Below are 17886 nucleotides of genomic sequence, written 5' to 3' on the forward strand. Positions count from 1 at the left end.
AAGAACGATGACACTGCAGATCGGTTTTCTGTTGTTTCCCCAGGTTCAGCAACTCGACCTGACCGGGCCTTATGACGTGCTCGCCTCGCTACCGGGCGTGCAGGTGCATTTGATCTGGAAGGATTTGATGCCGGTCACGGCCAGCACCGGTCTGTTGCTGAAACCGACCACAACCTTCGTAGATTGCCCGGATCTGGATGTGATCTGCATTCCCGGTGGCGCAGGTGTCGGGCCGTTGATGGAGGATGAGCAGACCTTGAGTTTCATCAAGCGTCAGGCGGCGCAGGCGCGATATGTGACGTCGGTGTGCACGGGCTCGCTGGTGCTCGGTGCGGCGGGTCTGCTGCAAGGCAAGCGCGCGACCACGCACTGGGCGTATCACGATCTGCTGCCAACACTGGGGGCGATTGCGGTGAAGGATCGGGTGGTGCGTGACGGTAATGTGTTTACCGGCGGCGGCATTACGGCGGGGATTGATTTCGCCCTGGTGCTGGCCGAAGAGTTAGTGGGTGCCGACGCGGCACAACTGATCCAGCTGCAACTGGAATATGCGCCGGCGCCGCCGTTCGACTCGGGCAGCCCGGACACGGCACCGAGTGCGATTGTCGATCAAGCCCGCCTGCGTGCTGCACCATCGTTGAAACTGCGCACGGAAATTACCGAACGCGCGGCAGCGAAACTCAACATGCGCTGATCCCACGCCCTGCACAAATCCCACAGTTTTGATGTGTGTAGGGCCAACATGTTCTCGCGCCTTCACTTGTCCCCACGCCTTCGCCCGTGTAGAAAGCCCTTCCACAAACTTGCACAGGGACTTTCGATGAAGGCTTTGCCATGGCTCTATCTGGCATTTCTTGGGCTCGGTTATGGCTTGGCGCTGGGCTACGGCCAGCTCGGCTGGCTGGCGCTGATATCCGTGGGTCTGCTGGTATTTGCCGGTTTTGCCGTGCATCTGCAAAAAGTGCCGGTCGCGCGTTTTCTCGGTCATGGCCTGTTTATCGTCCTCGCTGTGGCGCTGGCGCTGCATTGGCTGCCAGGCTTTTCCAATGGCCGGGCAATCGACCCGCAGCGTTTCACCGACGATGCCGTCCCCTTCGCGATGTACATGAATCTCGACAAACCACTGATTGGCTTCTGGTTATTGCTGGTCTGCCCGTGGATCGTCGCGCGGCGTTCATTGCGCCTGACGGTGTACGCCACCGCCCTCGCGTTGACCTTGAGCGCAGTGCTCGCCCTCGGCGGCGCGTTGCTGCTCGGGGTGATCGCCTGGGCACCGAAGTGGCCGGATCAGGCGTGGTTGTGGGTGCTGAACAATCTGCTGCTGGTGACATTGGTCGAAGAAGCACTGTTTCGCGGCTATTTACAGGGCGGACTTGGTCGACACTTCAAACACCTGCCTTATGGCGACAACCTCGCGCTGCTGCTTGCCTCGTTGATCTTCGGCCTGGTGCACGCCGGCGCAGGCTGGACCTGGGTGCTGCTGGCGAGTCTGGCGGGGGTGGGCTATGGTCTGGCCTACCGTTTTGGCGGACTCGGCGCGGCGATTGCCACGCATTTCGGCCTCAACCTCCTGCATTTCGGCTTGTTTACCTATCCGATGCTCGCCGGCTGACGCAAGGGTCGTTTTGCGACGCCGTACTTAAATCTGAAAAAAAACTTCAATAAAAAGCTGTCATCGCCGACAACCTTTCAAAGCCTTGCGGATTGAAAAACCATGCGTAATAACCAGCCCATCACACAACGCGAACGGACTTTCCCGGCTCAGCAGCGGTTGATTTCCACAACCGATGCCAAGGGCGTGATCACCTACTGCAACGACGCTTTCGTCGAGATCAGCGGGTTTTCGCGAGAAGAACTGATCCGTGCGCCGCACAACCTGGTCCGTCACCCCGACGTGCCGGCGGCGGTGTTTTCGCACATGTGGGGCACACTGAAACAAGGCTTGCCATGGATGGGCATTGTCAAGAATCGCTGCAAATCCGGTGACCACTATTGGGTGAACGCCTACGTGACTCCGGTGTTCGAAGGCAATCAGGTGATCGGCTACGAGTCGGTGCGGATCAAACCCACCGCCGAACAGATCCGCCGTGCCGAAGCGCTCTACCAACGCATCAACCAGGGCAAGTCGGCGGTCCCTTCCAGCGATAAATGGCTGCCGGTGCTGCAAGACTGGCTGCCGTTCATTCTGGTCAGCCAGTTGAGCTTCGTGATTGGCGCCACCCTGAACTCGCAGTGGGGCTTCGCCCTCGCCGCCGCGTTGTCCGTGCCGCTGGGCCTGATGGGCCTGCAATGGCAGCAACGCGGGCTCAAGCGCCTGTTGCGTCTGGCCGAGCAGACCACCTCCGACCCGTTGATCGCGCAGATGTACACCGACAGCCGTGGCGCCCAGGCGCGCCTGGAAATGTCGATTCTCAGCCAGGAAGCGCGTCTGAAAACCTGCCTGACCCGTCTGCAGGACACCGCCGAACATTTGACCGATCAGGCCAAGCAGTCCGATGCCCTGGCGCACAACAGCTCCAGCGGCCTGGAACGCCAGCGCGTGGAAACCGAACAGGTCGCCACCGCCGTCAACCAGATGGCCGCGACCACTCAGGAAGTCGCCAGCCACGTGCAGCGCACCGCCGACGCCACTCAGGAAGCCAACCGCCTGACCGGTCGCGGCCGCGACATCGCCGGCGAAACCCGCGAAGCCATTCAGCGCCTGTCCGTGGTTGTAGGGGAAACCGGCCTGACCGTCACCCAACTGGCCAAGGACAGCGACGAGATCGGCGGTGTGGTTGATGTGATCAAAGGCATCGCCGACCAGACCAACCTGCTGGCACTCAACGCTGCGATTGAAGCCGCACGTGCCGGCGAGATGGGCCGTGGTTTTGCCGTGGTAGCTGATGAAGTTCGCCAACTGGCACAACGCACCAGCGAGTCGACCGGGCAGATTCATGCCCTGATCGCCAAGTTGCAGCAGACTGCCTCGAGCGCGGTGCAAACCATGGAAGCCGGGCATCGTCAGGCCGAAGAAGGTGTGGCGCGGGTGCTGGAAGCGGATCAGGCATTGGTCGGGATCAGTGAGGCGGTGGCCAACATCACCGACATGACCACGCAGATTGCGGCGGCGACCGAAGAGCAAAGTGCGGTGGCTGAGGAGATCAGCCGCAACATCAGCAATATTTCGGAGTTGGCGGATCAGACTTCCGAGCAAGCGCATAACTCGGCGTTGCTGAGTGAAGAGCTGACGAAGACGGCGAATACGCAGTATTCGTTGGTGGAGCGGTTCAACCGCTGACCCGCCAAGGTCGCCAGCGCCCTGTAGAAGCGGTCGCAGATTGCAATCTTCTGATCTTGCTGATCACCCACAAAAAACCCGGACAGCGAATGCTTCCGGGTTTTTTATCGTCTGCGTACCTGTCAGACCTGACAGTAGACGCGCGTGCACTGAAGGAGATATCTAGAAAAACCGTGAATGCAGTCGGTTGAAACAACTTCCCTAGCTGACAAAGGCAGGTTTGACGATGACCACTCAAACGTTTTTTCTCCCCAAAGGCCGCGCTACGAATGATGTCGGTTTTACATGGAACTTAGGCACCGGTGTAGTGCAAGCCGAATCCGCAACTTTCTATCTAAATGATTTTGCCGGTGCGCTGTACTGGATGATCGTTGCCAGCACAGGGAATTTCGAAGATGAGAACTACTTTTCCTTCGTCATGACATTACCTTTTACAGGTGACGAGAGTTTCGCAGGTATCTACGAGCTCCGCGACGGGTTGACCTTCACCCATGGCCACTGGATCCCCGCGCCGCCGGGATTCGATGGGTTGCGGACAGTGACTGCCGACTCAGCAATCCTCAACATCATCAAATACGACGCAGGATCAGACATTGTTGAGGGCACTTTCGAAGCGGTGTTCAAGACTGATGGCTATCGCCTGAACCCAAAAGGCACATTCAACCTCAAAAGGGTGAGAGGGCTTGAAGCTGGCTGAAACCGGCAGGTTTTTAGTGCGAGCAGGCTCGCTCCTGCATTGGATCTGCGGCGGTCACAGATTTGTGTCCGACGACAATCCACTGTGGGAGCGAGCCTGCTCGCGAAGAGGCCATGACAGCCCGCGAAATTATTGAGGCAACTTCAGCTTATCCAGCAGCCGATTGACCAACAGTTCGTTGAGCATGATCAGTTGTTGCAGCGCCAGCAGCGGTTTGCGTTCCGGGCCGCCTATCGAGTTGGCGATGCTACCGGCCATGGCATTGGCCGAGGACAGCGATTCGCAGGCTTCGACGAGCAGGGCTTCGTCATCCAGCGTGGGGTCGACGAGATAGATGGGGCGAAACCTGGGTGAGTGTGGGGATGCGGCCAGGTCTTCGGGCTTGAGGTAGTAGTCGAGGGCGCGGTCGGTGGCTTCTTTGATCTTTTGCGGGCTAAGCGCTGGGTCGTGGGGGATTGGGTCTGTGGGTGGGTTTGGTGTGATTTTGAACATAGATCAAGCTCCAATTTGAATAAACGGGAACCATCACCCTCGCTACCAAACGGCGGGTGGCGGCCATGCGCGGGTTGGTAGACCGGTCAAATTGGGTAACCCGGCGCTCACAGAGGAGCCCCACGCATGCCCACCATACAAAGCCATATCTCAAAAAAGGAGACAGCATCGACGGTGTCGCAACAACGACAATTTAAGGCGGGCTACCAAACCCGATCACTGATGTGCAGTGACAGGCAAACGATATAGCCCGACCTATAGCCGCGTAAGCCGGCGGATTCTGGCGTACACGTAGGTAACGACGCAAGGTGTTGTAGGCCAGGTGGCGTAACGGGTTGTGTAATTTACACGCGCCCACAGAATTGCGTTTACGGGTAGAAGACGCGGGACATTGGCTTGTTATTTTGATGTTTTTGTCAGGCCGCTTTCGCGAGCAGGCTCGCGAAAGCGGCCATGACAGCCCACGAAATTATTGAGGCAACTTCAGCTTATCCAGCAGCCGATTGACCAACAGTTCGTTGAGCATGATCAGTTGTTGCAGCGCCAGCAGCGGTTTGCGTTCCGGGCCGCCTATCGAGTTGGCGATGCTGCCGGCCATGGCATGGGCCGACGACAGCGATTCGCAGGCTTCGACGAGCAGGGCTTCGTCATTCAGCGTGGGGTCGACGAGATAGATGGGGCGAAACCTGGGTGAGTGCGGGGATGCGGCCAGGTCTTCGGGCTTGAGGTAGTAGTCGAGGGCGCGGTCGGTGGCTTCTTTGATCTTTTGCGGGCTAAGCGCTGGGTCGTGGGGGATTGGTTCGGTGCCCGGAGGATTTGGGGTAATTTTGAACATGGATGAAACTCCTATCGCAGTTTGAGGAGCCATCACGCTCGCTACCAAACGAGTGGGTGATGGCCATACGCAGGTTGGTAGACCGGCTGCAATAGGAACCCGGCGCTCACGAGTGAGCCCCACGCATGACCACCATAAAACCGAGCCTCAAGAAAGAGACTCCATACGGAGTTGCCACACAGCTATTACAGACGGGCTACCAAACCCGATCACTGATGTGCAGTGACAGGCAAACGATATAGCCCGACCGATAGCCGCGTAAGCCGGCGGATTCTGGCGTACACGTAGGTAACGACGCAAGGTGTTGTAGGCCAGGTGGCGTAACGGGTTGTGTAAGTTAAACCCGCTCACAAAATCATGTTTACGCACAGGAAATGCTGGACAGTGAGCGCTTCCAGTTTTTTATCGTGTCAGCGAAAAAGCCCCTCACCCTAACCCTCTCCCAGAGGGAGAGGGGACTGACCGTGGTGTTTGGGAGAGCTACGCCGACGTGCGATACCGAGTTGAACTCAGACTTTGAAAAACACACAAATCGGCTCCCTCTCCCTCGGGAGAGGGCTGGGCGTGCGGCGTTCCGATAAGGGGCAAGAGCACCACAAAACCAAGGCCGAACACCCGCTTTTCACCACTCAATAGGCCGAGTGTCAGCTCGCCTGCTCTTGATCTTGATCCACGGGCGACATCGGAAGGCTTCGTTCCGGGATTGATCCGGGCGTGGGAGCGCAGCGACCGTTTGGCGAAGCCAAACACAGCGAGAGGAGGTGCAGCGAAGCAAACCGTAGGCGCTGCGCCCGGATCGATCCCGGAGCGAAGGAACCCCGAGCCCCAGCGAGCGGGCCGCACGTAGGGGCAAGCGTTTTTTTGCTTACTTTTTTTAGGCGTTTTTAAAAAAAGTGAGTCGCCGTCAGGGCGAAACCCTAAGCCGCCGTTACCGCAGCAACGGATATACACCCCAAGTGAAGCCTCACCGAAGAAACCCAGCCACACGCCCAGCCGCACGGGCCAAATGCTCCTCATGCGTAAACCCCGAAACCTTCAAAGGCTTCAAATCATGATCCCCTGTCGCCAACCAAAACACCTCAATCTCAGGCGATAACGCATACGCTTCGACAGCCTCGCGATTGCCCAACGCATCCCGCTCCCCCTGCACAATCAAAGTCCGAGTCCGCAAACCCGCCAAATGCTCAACCCGAGGCTTCTCCGGCTTCCCCACCGCATAAAACGGATACCCCAGACACACCAACGCATCGGCCCCCAACTCGTCAGCCAGCAGACTCGCCATCCGCCCGCCCATCGACTTCCCGCCGATCGCCAAAACCCCAGCGACATGACGCCGCACCTCGGCATAAACCTCACGCCAGCATTCCTGCAGTTTCGCAGCAGGATTCGGCGGCCGTTTAACCCCATCCACCCGCCGCTGCGCCATATACGGGAACTCAAACCGCAACACATTCACCCCAAGCCCGGCAAGGCGCCCAGCCATGTCGTTCATCCAGTCGCTATCCATCGGCGCCCCTGCCCCATGCGCCAGGATCAAGGTCGCCAAGGCCTCGCCCGAGGCAGCATCCCAAAGCCACCCATGATCACGTACACACTGCGCCCATTGATCCCCGTCAATACTGGCCTTGTGCTGTTTGTCCATGCTTGCCTCGCTTTTAGTCTGCCTATAACTCCAGACGAAGGATTCGCCGCGTGTTGTGCGCGCGCTCACTTCGGCTGAACCGTGGATGGGGAACCATGAACACTTCTATCAGTACCGCCTACAACTACAAGGTGGTCCGCCAATTCGCCATTATGACGGTGGTGTGGGGCATCGTCGGCATGGGTCTCGGGGTTTTTCTCGCGGCCCAATTGGTCTGGCCTGAACTCAATTTCGATTTGCCCTGGACCAGTTTCGGCCGTCTGCGCCCGCTGCACACCAACGCGGTGATCTTCGCGTTCGGTGGCTGTGCGCTGTTCGCCAGTTCGTTCTATTCGGTGCAGCGCACCTGCCAGACACAGCTGTTCGCGCCGAAAATCGCCGCGTTCTGCTTCTGGGGCTGGCAACTGGTGATCCTGCTGGCGGCGATCAGCTTGCCACTGGGTTACACCAGCTCCAAGGAATACGCCGAGCTGGAATGGCCCATCGACATCCTGATCACCATCGTCTGGGTCGCCTACGCCATCGTCTTCTTCGGCACGATCATGCAGCGCAAGACCAAGCACATTTATGTGGGCAACTGGTTCTTCGGCGCGTTCATCATCACCGTGGCGATTCTGCACATTGTCAACAACCTTGAGTTGCCGGTGAGTTTCACCAAGTCCTACTCGGTGTACGCCGGTGCAACCGACGCAATGGTGCAATGGTGGTACGGCCACAACGCCGTAGGCTTTTTCCTCACCGCCGGTTTCCTCGGGATGATGTACTACTTCGTGCCAAAACAGGCCGAGCGTCCGGTGTATTCGTATCGGTTGTCGATTGTGCACTTCTGGGCCTTGATCACTCTGTACATCTGGGCCGGCCCGCACCACTTGCACTACACCGCGCTGCCGGACTGGGCACAGTCGCTGGGCATGGTGATGTCGCTGATTCTGCTGGCGCCGAGCTGGGGCGGCATGATCAACGGCATGATGACGCTCTCGGGCGCCTGGCATAAGTTGCGCAGCGACCCGATCCTGCGTTTCCTGGTGGTCTCGCTGGCGTTCTACGGGATGTCGACCTTCGAAGGCCCGATGATGGCGATCAAGACCGTCAACGCCCTCTCCCACTACACCGACTGGACCATCGGCCACGTACACGCCGGCGCTCTCGGTTGGGTGGCGATGATTTCCATCGGCGCGCTCTACCACATGATCCCGAAAATCTTCGGCAAGGCGCAGATGCACAGCGTCGGCCTGATCAACGCGCACTTCTGGCTCGCGACCATCGGCACCGTGCTGTACATCGCTTCGATGTGGGTCAACGGCATCGCCCAAGGCCTGATGTGGCGCGCGGTGAACGAGGACGGCACGCTGACCTACTCCTTCGTCGAAACCCTGGTGGCCAGCCACCCAGGCTTCGTCGTGCGACTGGTGGGCGGCGCGATCTTCCTCAGCGGCATGTTCCTGATGGCTTACAACACCTGGCGCACCGTGCGGGCCTCGCAGCCTGCTGACGTCGTTGCTGCCGCGCAGATGGCCTGAGGAGTCCGCCATGAAACACGAAACGATTGAAAAGAATGTCGGCCTGTTGATGTTGCTCATGGTGTTTGCCGTGAGCATCGGCGGTCTGACCCAGATCGTCCCGCTGTTCTTCCAGGACGTCACCAACAAACCGGTGGAAGGCATGAAGCCCTACACCGCGCTGCAACTGGAAGGCCGCGACATCTATATCCGCGAAGGCTGTGTCGGTTGCCACTCGCAGATGATCCGGCCGTTCCGCGCCGAAACCGAGCGTTACGGGCACTACTCGGTCGCCGGCGAAAGCGTCTGGGATCACCCGTTCCTGTGGGGTTCGAAGCGTACCGGGCCGGATCTGGCGCGGGTCGGCGCGCGTTACTCGGATGACTGGCACCGCGCGCATTTGTACAACCCGCGCAACGTCGTACCGGAATCGAAAATGCCGGCCTATCCGTGGCTGGTCACGCAAGCGGTCGACAGCAGCCACACCGAAACCAAGCTCAAGACCATGCGCACCCTCGGCGTGCCGTACACCGACGACGACATCAGCGGCGCGGTGGCCAGCCTCAAGGGCAAGACCGAAATGGACGCGCTCGTTTCTTACCTGCAAGTGCTCGGCACTGCGATCAAGAGCAAGAGGTGAGCCATGGTCATTGAAATGAGTGCAGGCCTGATTCGCGGCCTCGGCACGGTCGTGGTGTTCGTCGCTTTCGCCGGATTGACCCTGTGGGTATTCAACCGCAAGCGCACGCCGGAATTCGCCGAAGCACGGCTGCTGCCGTTCGCCGACGAGCCGCAAGCCGAAACAACCCCAGCAAATGAGACAAGGAGTACCCGGCCATGACCACCTTCTGGAGTACGTGGATCTGCGTACTGACCATCGGCAGCCTGATCGGCCTGACGTGGCTGCTGATCGGCACTCGCCGGGGCGAAACCAAGGGCAGCGTTGACCAGACCATGGGCCACAGCTTCGACGGCATCGAGGAGTACGACAACCCGCTGCCGCAGTGGTGGTTCATGCTGTTCGCCGGCACGCTGGTGTTTTCCGTGGGCTATCTGATCCTGTATCCGGGCCTGGGCAACTGGAAAGGCATCCTGCCCGGTTACGAGGATGGCTGGACCGGCGTGCACGAATGGGAAAAGGAAATGAACAAGGCCGACGCCAGGTTCGGGCCGATTTTCGCCAGGTTCGCCGCCATGCCGCTGGAAGAAGTGGCCAAGGACCCGCAGGCGCTGAAAATGGGTGGCCGCTTGTTCGCCTCCAACTGCTCGGTGTGCCACGGTTCGGACGCCAAGGGCGCATTCGGTTTCCCTAACCTCGCCGACAACAACTGGCGCTGGGGCGGCAACGCCGAGACCATCAAGACCACCATCATGGCTGGCCGGATGGCGGCAATGCCAGCCTGGGGCGAAGTGTTGGGCGAGACCGGGGTGAAAAACGTTGCTGCTTATGTGCGTCACGAACTGGCCGGTCTGCCATTGCCAGCCGACAGCAAGGCTGATCTGCAAGCCGGGCAGCAAGCGTTCAACACCACGTGCGTCGCCTGTCATGGGGCAACCGGCCAAGGCACTGAAGCCATGGGTGCACCGAATCTGACGCACCCGGCGGGATTTATCTATGGCACCAGCCTGACGCAACTTGAGCAGACCATCCGCCATGGTCGTCAGGGTCACATGCCGGCGCAGAACGAGCTGCTGGGCAACGATAAAGTGCAATTGCTTGCCGCATATGTATACAGCCTTTCAAAAAACAGTGAGCAATTGAGCGACAAGCTTCAAGCAGAAAGCCACAAGTAAAATCAACAGCACTGTACACAATCCTGCGAGCGACTCGATTCATCTTGTCGCTTGCAGCTTGCAACTCATAGCTGCTTCCTTTTGTCGCACCCCTTCACACCCTCTCCTTTCGGTTCCTCTGATTCGGGTCTACGCTTGCTCGATGCGGACTGGCTTGTGCCGGTTCCAGGTCAACGCTGACTGCTGTGTTCCGCGAACCGGCTGACTGATATGGCCGCAAACACCGGTAGATACCGGCTGTCGTGCCATTTACCGTCCGTCACCCGAACCGAGCGTTTGAACACACCTCGTCACAAGCGATCTGAACCCCTCGCTTTTTTAGTCCGCTGCGACATTTTGTCCGAGGCCGATTTTGACCTTACGCGGCGCATGGAAAGGCCGCAGAATCAGCGTTGGAAAGCATTGACCCAGGTCATGGCGCGTTGCAATGACCCCTTGCTCTCTGCATACTTGCGGCCGATTTTAATCCTAATAAAACACCCAAACCGTGGAACCTTAGAATGAGCACAGCAATCAGTCCGACTGCTTATAACTATAAGGTAGTCCGCCAGTTCGCCATCATGACGGTGGTCTGGGGGATCCTTGGCATGGGGCTCGGTGTCTTCATCGCCTCGCAACTGGTCTGGCCGGAGTTGAACTTCGGTCTGCCGTGGACGAGCTTTGGACGCCTGCGCCCGTTGCACACAAACCTGGTGATTTTCGCCTTCGGTGGTTGTGCACTGTTTGCCACTTCCTACTATGTCGTGCAGCGAACCTGCCAGACGCGACTGATTTCCGACAGCCTCGCGGCCTTCACCTTCTGGGGCTGGCAAGCGGTGATCGTCGGCGCGATCATTACCTTGCCGCTGGGTTACACCACCACCAAGGAATACGCGGAACTGGAATGGCCGATCGCCATTTTGCTGGCCATTGTCTGGGTCACCTACGGTCTGGTGTTCTTCGGCACCATCACCAAGCGCAAAACCAAGCACATCTATGTCGGTAACTGGTTCTACGGCGCGTTCATCGTCGTGACCGCTATGCTGCACATCGTCAACCACATGTCGCTGCCGGTGAACCTGTTCAAGTCCTACTCCGCCTACTCGGGCGCGACCGACGCGATGATCCAGTGGTGGTACGGGCACAACGCCGTGGGCTTCTTCCTCACCACCGGTTTCCTCGGGATGATGTACTACTTCGTGCCGAAACAGGCCGAGCGCCCGATCTACTCCTATCGCCTGTCCATCGTGCACTTCTGGGCACTGATCACCCTGTACATCTGGGCCGGCCCGCACCACCTGCACTACACCGCCCTGCCGGACTGGGCGCAATCGCTGGGCATGGCGATGTCGATCATTCTCCTGGCGCCAAGCTGGGGCGGCATGATCAACGGCATGATGACCCTGTCGGGCGCCTGGCATAAGCTGCGCACCGACCCGATCCTGCGCTTCCTGGTGGTGTCGCTGGCGTTCTACGGCATGTCGACCTTCGAAGGGCCGATGATGGCGATCAAGACCGTCAACTCGCTCTCGCACTACACCGACTGGACCATCGGCCACGTACACGCCGGCGCGCTCGGCTGGGTGGCGATGATTTCCATCGGCGCGATCTACCACATGATCCCGAAACTGTTCGGTCGTGCTCAGATGCACAGCGTCGGCCTGATCAACGCGCACTTCTGGCTCGCGACCATCGGCACCGTGCTGTACATCGCTTCGATGTGGGTCAACGGCATCACCCAAGGCCTGATGTGGCGTGCAATCAACGACGACGGCACCCTCACCTACTCGTTCGTTGAAGCGCTGCAGGCCAGCCACCCTGGCTACATCGTCCGTGCGCTGGGCGGTGCATTCTTCGCCAGCGGCATGCTGTTGATGGCTTACAACGTCTGGCGCACAGTGCGCGCCTCGAACCCGGCTGAAGCCGAAGCCGCCGCCCAGATCGCCGTCGTTGGAGCTCACTGATGAAGCATGAAGCTGTCGAGAAGAACATTGGCCTGCTGGCCTTCTTCATGGTCATCGCCGTCAGCGTCGGTGGCCTGACCCAGATCGTTCCGCTGTTTTTCCAGGATGTGACCAACAAGCCGGTCGAAGGCATGAAGCCGCGCCCCGCCCTGGAACTGGAAGGCCGCGACGTTTACATCGCCAACGGTTGTGTCGGCTGCCACTCGCAGATGATCCGTCCGTTCCGCGCTGAAACCGAGCGCTATGGCCACTACTCGGTGGCCGGCGAAAGCGTCTGGGATCACCCGTTCCTGTGGGGTTCCAAGCGTACCGGTCCGGACCTGGCCCGCGTCGGCGGTCGTTACTCCGATGACTGGCACCGTGCGCACCTGTACAACCCGCGCAACGTGGTGCCGGAGTCGAAAATGCCGGCTTACCCGTTCCTCGTGGAAAACAAGCTCGACGGCAAAGAGACGGCCAAAAAAATGGAAGTCTTGCGCACACTCGGCGTTCCTTACACCGACGAAGACATCGCCGGAGCCAGGGATGCCGTGAAGGGCAAAACGGAAATGGACGCGCTGGTGGCCTACCTGCAAGGCCTGGGCACCATCATCAAAAGCAAACGGTGAATTAGATGGATATCGGGATGATTCGTGGCCTGGGCACCGTTGTTGTGATGGTGGCCTTCATCGGTCTGGCGCTGTGGGTGTTCAGCCCCAAGCGCAAGTCGGAGTTTGAAGACGCGACCTTGCTGCCTTTTGCGGATGATCCCGAAGCCATCAAGCACGTCGAGCAAGCTTCTAGGAGTAACAAAGAATGACTACATTCTGGAGTCTGTACGTCACAGTCCTCAGTCTCGGTACGATCTTTTCCCTGACCTGGCTGCTGCTGTCGACCCGCAAGGGCCAGCGCAGCGAACAGACGGACGAGACGGTCGGGCACTCCTTCGACGGGATCGAGGAGTATGACAACCCGCTGCCGAAATGGTGGTTCATGCTGTTTGTCGGCACCATCATTTTTGCCTTGGGTTACCTGGTGCTGTACCCGGGTCTGGGCAACTGGAAAGGCCTGCTGCCAGGCTACAACTACCTCGATAATGACAAGCAGACCGCGTTCGCCAACGGCCAGACCGGCTGGACCGGCGTGCACGAGTGGGAAAAGGAAATGGCCCGGTCGGACGCCAGGTTCGGTCCGATCTTCGCCAAGTTCGCTGCGATGCCAATCGAAGAGGTCGCCAAGGACCCGCAAGCACTGAAAATGGGGGGCCGTCTGTTCGCCTCCAACTGCTCGGTGTGCCACGGTTCCGATGCCAAGGGTGCTTACGGCTTCCCCAACCTGACCGACGCCGACTGGCGCTGGGGCGGCGAGCCGGAAACCATCAAGACCACCATCATGGGCGGCCGCCACGCGGTGATGCCGGCCTGGGCCGAGGTGATTGGTGAGCAAGGCGTTGCCGACGTCGCTGCATTCGTCGTGACCAACCTCGATGGCCGCAAACTGCCAGAAGGCACCAAGGCTGACCCGGAGAACGGCGGCAAACTGTTCGCCGCCAACTGCGTGGCTTGCCACGGTCCGGCCGGCAAAGGCACGCCAGCCATGGGGGCGCCCGACCTGACCCACCCGGGCGCGTTCATCTACGGTTCGAGCTTCGCCCAACTGCAGCAGACCATCCGTTACGGCCGTCAGGGCCAGATGCCTGCGCAGGAACAGCTGCAAGGCAACGACAAGGTTCACCTGCTGGCGGCTTACGTCTACAGCCTGTCACACGGTGAAAAAGCACCGGACGCCGAAGCGCAGTAGGCCTGCGCCTGATACACGAAAAAGCCCCCGCCAGTGATCTGACGGGGGCTTTTTTCATGGGCGACTGGCCCAGATCGACTTCACCGGCACTGTCGCCACCGAAGTGCGTTTGCGCCAATCATTACCTCTGACAAGGCTTACCTCCAACTGCTTGCGATCCTTGGAAAAACTGGCAGTCAGGTACGTCTGTTGAGAGGCCGCACCACTGAGGAACATCGGCACGCCGCCGATGGAACTCATGCTGCCACCGTCAGCATGGAAATGTCCGGCGAATATCGCCGTCACTTGATACTTTTCAATCATGTCGCGGAAACGCTTTTGCTGATCCCAATTGCCCGCCCAATCAAACGGTTTATGCATGTTGATAATGATCGCGTGCCCCTGCACCCGCGCCATGCGCAAATCATTCTCAAGCCAGTCCAGCGACTGCCGGATATCGAAGGTCGTCGGGTTCAGCGCATGGGCAATCTTCACCTGATACGTCGGCTCATTGTTCAGTTGTACCAGATGCACTTCGCCAATATTTTTCGAATAAGCCAGACTGCCCACATACTGCCTACTGACAAAAGTCCCGGAAACTTCCAGGTCAAATTCATCAACCTTGCCCACATGATGATCACGGTAATCGACAATACTGCCTGCAGCGCAACTTTCACTGAAACAGTCGCCCACATTGTTTTGATAGTCGTGATTACCCAGTCCGTACAGGTAGTCATCCCCAAAGTGCTTTTCCAGCATCGACCCGACATACGAGCGCTGCCAGCCATGGCCGAACGCGGTCATGTCGCCATTGATCATCAGCGGCACGGCAGCCTGCCCGCCCATTTCATGACGGAACTGGGCAATGCTCGCAAACTGGCTGTCCACCAGCCATTTAGAGCGTTCTTCGAATTCGGCACTCGATTCGTCTTCACCACTGTCCGACTTTTCCGTCCACGGGTATTGCGGGTCCGATGCAAATACCATGTGCTGCGGAACACCTCCATTGGCGCAGGCAAAAGAAGCCAGCGAAAACAGGTACACGCCAGCGAGCGCCTTCTTGACATCCTTGATATTCATACAACTCCATTCGTTCTTTCATTAAGTACTTTTCATGCAACTACCAAATAGCAGCGCAGACAACTAAGCTAGTTCAAATCCACCGAACTTTAAAACCCATCGATTAACTAATAATATTTCCAAAACAAACAGATCGCCCCCGCCAAAGAACATTGGCGAAACTATTTTTTGCGTTTCATACTTTGAGACATATGCCCGATGGACTCGATTCATCACTGCCTGTAGCGTCATCCACAGCCCGGTGATTCGCATCGGAGCCACTTCAAGGATGAAGCCGTCATGCGCGATAACGATACAAACTTTCAGCAGCCAAGTGATGACCACGCCATTGCAACCGGTCACGAGATCGAAGCGATGGAATACCCTGCGGAACCGGTCGTCGCGACACGGGCGTCCTCCGCCCAGCCCGCTTGCGCAAACACCACAAAACCCCACAGAAACACCGGCAGTCTCGACAGCCTGGGCGGCGGCAGGCTTCCCTGACGCCTGAAACCCGCAATGGATATACCGGAGACGGCTTGCGTGCGCTACGCAGCCGTCTCAACCCGGGCTGACAGCGCCGCGGCCCATAGCCGACTAGCGACCACGGCAAAACTGTCCATACTCAACAAGTCAATTGACCTGCATCAGGCTTTGCTGCATTCGCTACACCATTCACCAATTTTCCCCAACGCGACCAAAGGTCGCACCCTTGAGTTAGAGCGACAGGCGTATCATTGCGCCACTGCAACAATCCTTTTTGACCCCGGTTGGCACGTATCGACCGAGGCATTTTTCCACTGCCGTGGGATGCAATGATGAGCAACCAGATTCCGGTACACGACGTCACGCCACCGAGTAAAAACGCCAACAACAGCGTCGATCTCTACGCCTCACGAGAAAAAATCTACACCCGTGCTTTCACCGGTCTGTTCCGCAATCTGCGGATGATGGGCGGCGCCGCGCTGTTCCTGCTGTATTTCGGCACGGTGTGGCTGAACTGGGGCGGCCATCAGGCGGTGTGGTGGAATCTGCCGGAGCGCAAATTCTTCATCTTCGGCGCGACGTTCTGGCCACAGGACTTCATCCTGCTTTCGGGCCTGCTGATCATCGCGGCGTTCGGCCTGTTTTTCATCACTGTGTATGCCGGTCGTGTCTGGTGCGGCTACACCTGCCCGCAGAGCGTGTGGACGTGGATTTTCATGTGGTGCGAAAAGGTCACCGAGGGCGACCGCAACCAGCGCATCAAGCTCGACAAGGCGCCAATGAGCGGCAACAAGTTTTTGCGCAAACTGGCCAAACACGCGTTGTGGCTGCTGATCGGCTTTGTCACCGGCATGACCTTCGTCGGCTACTTCTCGCCGATCCGCGAACTGGTCATCGAATTCTTCACCGGCCAGGCTGACGGCTGGTCGTATTTCTGGGTCGGTTTCTTTACCCTCGCCACTTACGGTAACGCTGGCTGGTTGCGCGAACAGGTGTGCATTTACATGTGCCCGTATGCACGCTTTCAAAGCGTGATGTTCGACAAGGACACATTGATTGTGTCCTACGATCCACGTCGCGGTGAAAGCCGTGGCCCGCGCAAGAAAGGCATTGACTACAAGGCTCAGGGCCTGGGTGATTGCATCGATTGCACCATGTGCGTGCAGGTCTGCCCGACCGGCATCGACATCCGCGATGGTCTGCAGATCGAGTGCATCGGCTGTGCCGCATGCATCGACGCCTGCGACAGCATCATGGACAAAATGAACTATCCACGCGGCCTGATCAGCTACACCACCGAACACAACCTGTCGGGGCAGAAAACCCATAAACTGCGACCACGCCTGATCGGGTATGCCGTGGTGCTGCTGGCGATGATCAGCCTGTTGGTGACCGCTTTCTTCATGCGTTCGCTGGTCGGTTTCGACGTCAGCAAGGACCGCGTGCTGTATCGCGAAAACGCCGAAGGCCGGATCGAAAACGTCTACAGCCTGAAGGTCATGAACAAGGATCAGCGCGACCACACGTATGTGCTGCAAGCCACTGGTTTGCCGGACTTGCGCCTGCAAGGCAAACGCGAGATCAAGGTTGCGGCCGGAGAAATCTTTACCATGCCGGTCGAGTTGTCGAGCGCCCCTGAACAACTGCCGTCGAGTACCAACGAGGTGAAATTCATCCTCAAGGATGCCGATGACGACAGCGTCCACGTTGAAGCCAAGAGCCGATTCATCGGCCCACAAATCCGTTGAGAGAACTGAAGATGCCCGCAGCAAGCACCGCAAGCCCTTGGTACAAGCACCTTTGGCCGTGGATCATCATCGGGATTCTGGCCTGTTCGGTGACACTGACCCTGTCCATGGTGACCATTGCGGTGAACAACCCGGACAACCTGGTCAACGACAACTACTACGAGGCCGGCAAGGGCATCAACCGCTCGCTGGATCGTGAACTGCTGGCACAAAACCTGAAGATGCGCGCCGCCGTGCACCTGGATGACGTCACCGGCGAAGTCGACTTGCGCTTGAGCGGTGACAGCCAGCCGAAAACCCTCGAACTGAACCTGATCTCGCCGACCCAACCGGAGAAGGATCGCAAGATCGTCCTGACCCGCAGCGAGACTGAAACCGGGCGTTACATCGGTCAGTTGAACGACAAGGTTGAAGGTCGTCGTTTTGTCGAACTGCTCGGCACGCAAGACGAGCATATCTGGCGCATGTTCGAGGAAGAACTGGTGAACCACGACAAGGATCTGCTGCTGGGTGATGAACCGCTTCAGGGCGCCGAAGACCTGAAAAAATAAAAAAACCTGCGCTTCGCGCATTCGCGAGCAAGCCCGCTCCCACAGTTTGATCTGCGCTCGATACACATCCTCTGTGGGAGCGGGCTTGCTCGCGAAGAGGCC

At 58.5% G+C, this 17886-nt stretch carries 19 protein-coding genes; 15 read left to right on the plus strand and 4 right to left on the minus strand.

Annotated elements, in window-relative coordinates; genetic code table 11:
• The first annotated feature begins 7 nt into the window (after positions 1–7).
• The 4 genes from inhA (at position 8) to AACY19_RS02840 (ending at position 3977) form a co-directional block, all read left to right on the plus strand.
• Positions 8–694, plus strand: a complete 687-nt coding sequence (gene inhA / locus AACY19_RS02825) for an isonitrile hydratase (RefSeq protein ID WP_339447707.1) — start codon at positions 8–10, stop codon at positions 692–694.
• A 126-nt stretch (positions 695–820) separates the two neighbouring features.
• The gene (locus AACY19_RS02830; protein WP_339447709.1) at positions 821–1612 is read left to right on the plus strand and encodes a CPBP family intramembrane glutamic endopeptidase; all 792 of its coding nucleotides are present in this window, start codon (positions 821–823) and stop codon (positions 1610–1612) included.
• Between the two features lie 102 nt (positions 1613–1714).
• Positions 1715–3280 carry a methyl-accepting chemotaxis protein gene (locus tag AACY19_RS02835; protein ID WP_339447712.1) on the plus strand — a complete coding sequence of 522 codons (1566 nt, stop codon included), beginning with the start codon at positions 1715–1717 and terminating at the stop codon, positions 3278–3280.
• Between the two features lie 226 nt (positions 3281–3506).
• The gene (locus AACY19_RS02840) at positions 3507–3977 is read left to right on the plus strand and encodes a hypothetical protein (RefSeq protein ID WP_339447714.1); all 471 of its coding nucleotides are present in this window, start codon (positions 3507–3509) and stop codon (positions 3975–3977) included.
• A gap of 129 nt (positions 3978–4106) precedes the next feature.
• Here the strand turns inward: AACY19_RS02840 and AACY19_RS02845 are convergent, their stop codons facing one another.
• The 3 genes from AACY19_RS02845 to AACY19_RS02855 form a co-directional block, all read right to left on the minus strand.
• On the minus strand, positions 4107–4469 hold the full coding sequence (locus AACY19_RS02845) for a DUF6124 family protein (RefSeq protein ID WP_339447716.1): 363 nt from the start codon (positions 4467–4469) through the stop codon (positions 4107–4109).
• A 469-nt stretch (positions 4470–4938) separates the two neighbouring features.
• Positions 4939–5304 carry a DUF6124 family protein gene (locus tag AACY19_RS02850; RefSeq protein WP_339447718.1) on the minus strand — a complete coding sequence of 122 codons (366 nt, stop codon included), beginning with the start codon at positions 5302–5304 and terminating at the stop codon, positions 4939–4941.
• A gap of 964 nt (positions 5305–6268) precedes the next feature.
• On the minus strand, positions 6269–6946 hold the full coding sequence (locus AACY19_RS02855) for an alpha/beta family hydrolase (RefSeq protein WP_339447720.1): 678 nt from the start codon (positions 6944–6946) through the stop codon (positions 6269–6271).
• Between the two features lie 95 nt (positions 6947–7041).
• Here AACY19_RS02855 and ccoN (AACY19_RS02860) point away from each other — a divergent pair, with 95 nt between their 5' ends.
• From ccoN (AACY19_RS02860) to ccoP (AACY19_RS02895), 8 genes are all read left to right on the plus strand, one after another.
• Positions 7042–8466 carry a cytochrome-c oxidase, cbb3-type subunit I gene (gene ccoN, locus AACY19_RS02860; RefSeq protein ID WP_339447721.1) on the plus strand — a complete coding sequence of 475 codons (1425 nt, stop codon included), beginning with the start codon at positions 7042–7044 and terminating at the stop codon, positions 8464–8466.
• A gap of 10 nt (positions 8467–8476) precedes the next feature.
• Positions 8477–9085, plus strand: coding sequence for a cytochrome-c oxidase, cbb3-type subunit II (gene ccoO, locus AACY19_RS02865; protein WP_003223389.1), 609 nt, complete (start codon positions 8477–8479; stop codon positions 9083–9085).
• A gap of 3 nt (positions 9086–9088) precedes the next feature.
• Positions 9089–9286 (plus strand): cbb3-type cytochrome oxidase subunit 3, encoded by a 198-nt coding sequence (locus AACY19_RS02870; RefSeq protein ID WP_339447723.1) that lies wholly within the window; start codon positions 9089–9091, stop codon positions 9284–9286.
• Entirely contained in the window at positions 9283–10239 is a 957-nt protein-coding gene (gene ccoP, locus AACY19_RS02875) for a cytochrome-c oxidase, cbb3-type subunit III (protein ID WP_339447725.1), read from the plus strand. Before AACY19_RS02870 ends, ccoP (AACY19_RS02875) begins: the two co-directional genes overlap by 4 nt.
• A 500-nt stretch (positions 10240–10739) precedes the next feature.
• Positions 10740–12182: a cytochrome-c oxidase, cbb3-type subunit I gene (ccoN, locus tag AACY19_RS02880; RefSeq protein ID WP_339447727.1), complete on the plus strand. Its 1443-nt coding sequence runs from the start codon at positions 10740–10742 to the stop codon at positions 12180–12182.
• Positions 12182–12790: a cytochrome-c oxidase, cbb3-type subunit II gene (gene ccoO, locus AACY19_RS02885; protein WP_122592537.1), complete on the plus strand. Its 609-nt coding sequence runs from the start codon at positions 12182–12184 to the stop codon at positions 12788–12790. The genes ccoN (AACY19_RS02880) and ccoO (AACY19_RS02885) overlap by 1 nt, the downstream gene beginning before the upstream one ends.
• A 5-nt stretch (positions 12791–12795) precedes the next feature.
• On the plus strand, positions 12796–12981 hold the full coding sequence (locus tag AACY19_RS02890; RefSeq protein ID WP_003175465.1) for a CcoQ/FixQ family Cbb3-type cytochrome c oxidase assembly chaperone: 186 nt from the start codon (positions 12796–12798) through the stop codon (positions 12979–12981).
• Positions 12978–13961 (plus strand): cytochrome-c oxidase, cbb3-type subunit III, encoded by a 984-nt coding sequence (ccoP, locus tag AACY19_RS02895; protein ID WP_339447730.1) that lies wholly within the window; start codon positions 12978–12980, stop codon positions 13959–13961. The genes AACY19_RS02890 and ccoP (AACY19_RS02895) overlap by 4 nt, the downstream gene beginning before the upstream one ends.
• Positions 13962–14015: 54 nt before the next feature.
• On the opposite strand, the gene AACY19_RS02900 is transcribed toward ccoP (AACY19_RS02895), so the two are convergent.
• Positions 14016–15020, minus strand: a complete 1005-nt coding sequence (locus tag AACY19_RS02900; RefSeq protein ID WP_339447732.1) for a metallophosphoesterase family protein — start codon at positions 15018–15020, stop codon at positions 14016–14018.
• Positions 15021–15299: 279 nt separating this feature from the next.
• Here AACY19_RS02900 and AACY19_RS02905 point away from each other — a divergent pair, with 279 nt between their 5' ends.
• From AACY19_RS02905 to AACY19_RS02915, 3 genes are all read left to right on the plus strand, one after another.
• A complete protein-coding gene (locus AACY19_RS02905) occupies positions 15300–15503 on the plus strand; it encodes a hypothetical protein (RefSeq protein WP_339447734.1) in 204 nt (67 codons plus the stop codon).
• Between the two features lie 314 nt (positions 15504–15817).
• On the plus strand, positions 15818–17233 hold the full coding sequence (ccoG, locus tag AACY19_RS02910; RefSeq protein WP_339447736.1) for a cytochrome c oxidase accessory protein CcoG: 1416 nt from the start codon (positions 15818–15820) through the stop codon (positions 17231–17233).
• Between the two features lie 11 nt (positions 17234–17244).
• The gene (locus tag AACY19_RS02915; RefSeq protein ID WP_339447738.1) at positions 17245–17784 is read left to right on the plus strand and encodes a FixH family protein; all 540 of its coding nucleotides are present in this window, start codon (positions 17245–17247) and stop codon (positions 17782–17784) included.
• Positions 17785–17886: the final 102 nt, after the last annotated feature.

The sequence above is a fragment of the Pseudomonas sp. EA_5y_Pfl2_R50 genome (assembly GCF_963970475.1).
Lineage (GTDB): Bacteria > Pseudomonadota > Gammaproteobacteria > Pseudomonadales > Pseudomonadaceae > Aquipseudomonas.

What these genes read in the sequence shown, in the direction of transcription:
- AACY19_RS02830 (WP_339447709.1), top strand. Translation starts at nt 821, where the DNA reads ATGAAGGCTTTGCCATGGCTCTATCTGGCATTTCTTGGGCTCGGTTAT.
- AACY19_RS02845 (WP_339447716.1), bottom strand. Translation starts at nt 4,469, where the DNA reads ATGTTCAAAATCACACCAAACCCACCCACAGACCCAATCCCCCACGAC.
- ccoP (WP_339447725.1), top strand. Translation starts at nt 9,283, where the DNA reads ATGACCACCTTCTGGAGTACGTGGATCTGCGTACTGACCATCGGCAGC.
- AACY19_RS02915 (WP_339447738.1), top strand. Translation starts at nt 17,245, where the DNA reads ATGCCCGCAGCAAGCACCGCAAGCCCTTGGTACAAGCACCTTTGGCCG.
- AACY19_RS02870 (WP_339447723.1), top strand. Translation starts at nt 9,089, where the DNA reads ATGGTCATTGAAATGAGTGCAGGCCTGATTCGCGGCCTCGGCACGGTC.
- AACY19_RS02840 (WP_339447714.1), top strand. Translation starts at nt 3,507, where the DNA reads ATGACCACTCAAACGTTTTTTCTCCCCAAAGGCCGCGCTACGAATGAT.
- ccoN (WP_339447727.1), top strand. Translation starts at nt 10,740, where the DNA reads ATGAGCACAGCAATCAGTCCGACTGCTTATAACTATAAGGTAGTCCGC.
- AACY19_RS02900 (WP_339447732.1), bottom strand. Translation starts at nt 15,020, where the DNA reads ATGAATATCAAGGATGTCAAGAAGGCGCTCGCTGGCGTGTACCTGTTT.
- AACY19_RS02855 (WP_339447720.1), bottom strand. Translation starts at nt 6,946, where the DNA reads ATGGACAAACAGCACAAGGCCAGTATTGACGGGGATCAATGGGCGCAG.
- ccoG (WP_339447736.1), top strand. Translation starts at nt 15,818, where the DNA reads ATGAGCAACCAGATTCCGGTACACGACGTCACGCCACCGAGTAAAAAC.
- AACY19_RS02905 (WP_339447734.1), top strand. Translation starts at nt 15,300, where the DNA reads ATGCGCGATAACGATACAAACTTTCAGCAGCCAAGTGATGACCACGCC.
- AACY19_RS02850 (WP_339447718.1), bottom strand. Translation starts at nt 5,304, where the DNA reads ATGTTCAAAATTACCCCAAATCCTCCGGGCACCGAACCAATCCCCCAC.
- ccoO (WP_003223389.1), top strand. Translation starts at nt 8,477, where the DNA reads ATGAAACACGAAACGATTGAAAAGAATGTCGGCCTGTTGATGTTGCTC.
- ccoP (WP_339447730.1), top strand. Translation starts at nt 12,978, where the DNA reads ATGACTACATTCTGGAGTCTGTACGTCACAGTCCTCAGTCTCGGTACG.
- AACY19_RS02835 (WP_339447712.1), top strand. Translation starts at nt 1,715, where the DNA reads ATGCGTAATAACCAGCCCATCACACAACGCGAACGGACTTTCCCGGCT.
- AACY19_RS02890 (WP_003175465.1), top strand. Translation starts at nt 12,796, where the DNA reads ATGGATATCGGGATGATTCGTGGCCTGGGCACCGTTGTTGTGATGGTG.
- ccoN (WP_339447721.1), top strand. Translation starts at nt 7,042, where the DNA reads ATGAACACTTCTATCAGTACCGCCTACAACTACAAGGTGGTCCGCCAA.
- ccoO (WP_122592537.1), top strand. Translation starts at nt 12,182, where the DNA reads ATGAAGCATGAAGCTGTCGAGAAGAACATTGGCCTGCTGGCCTTCTTC.
- inhA (WP_339447707.1), top strand. Translation starts at nt 8, where the DNA reads ATGACACTGCAGATCGGTTTTCTGTTGTTTCCCCAGGTTCAGCAACTC.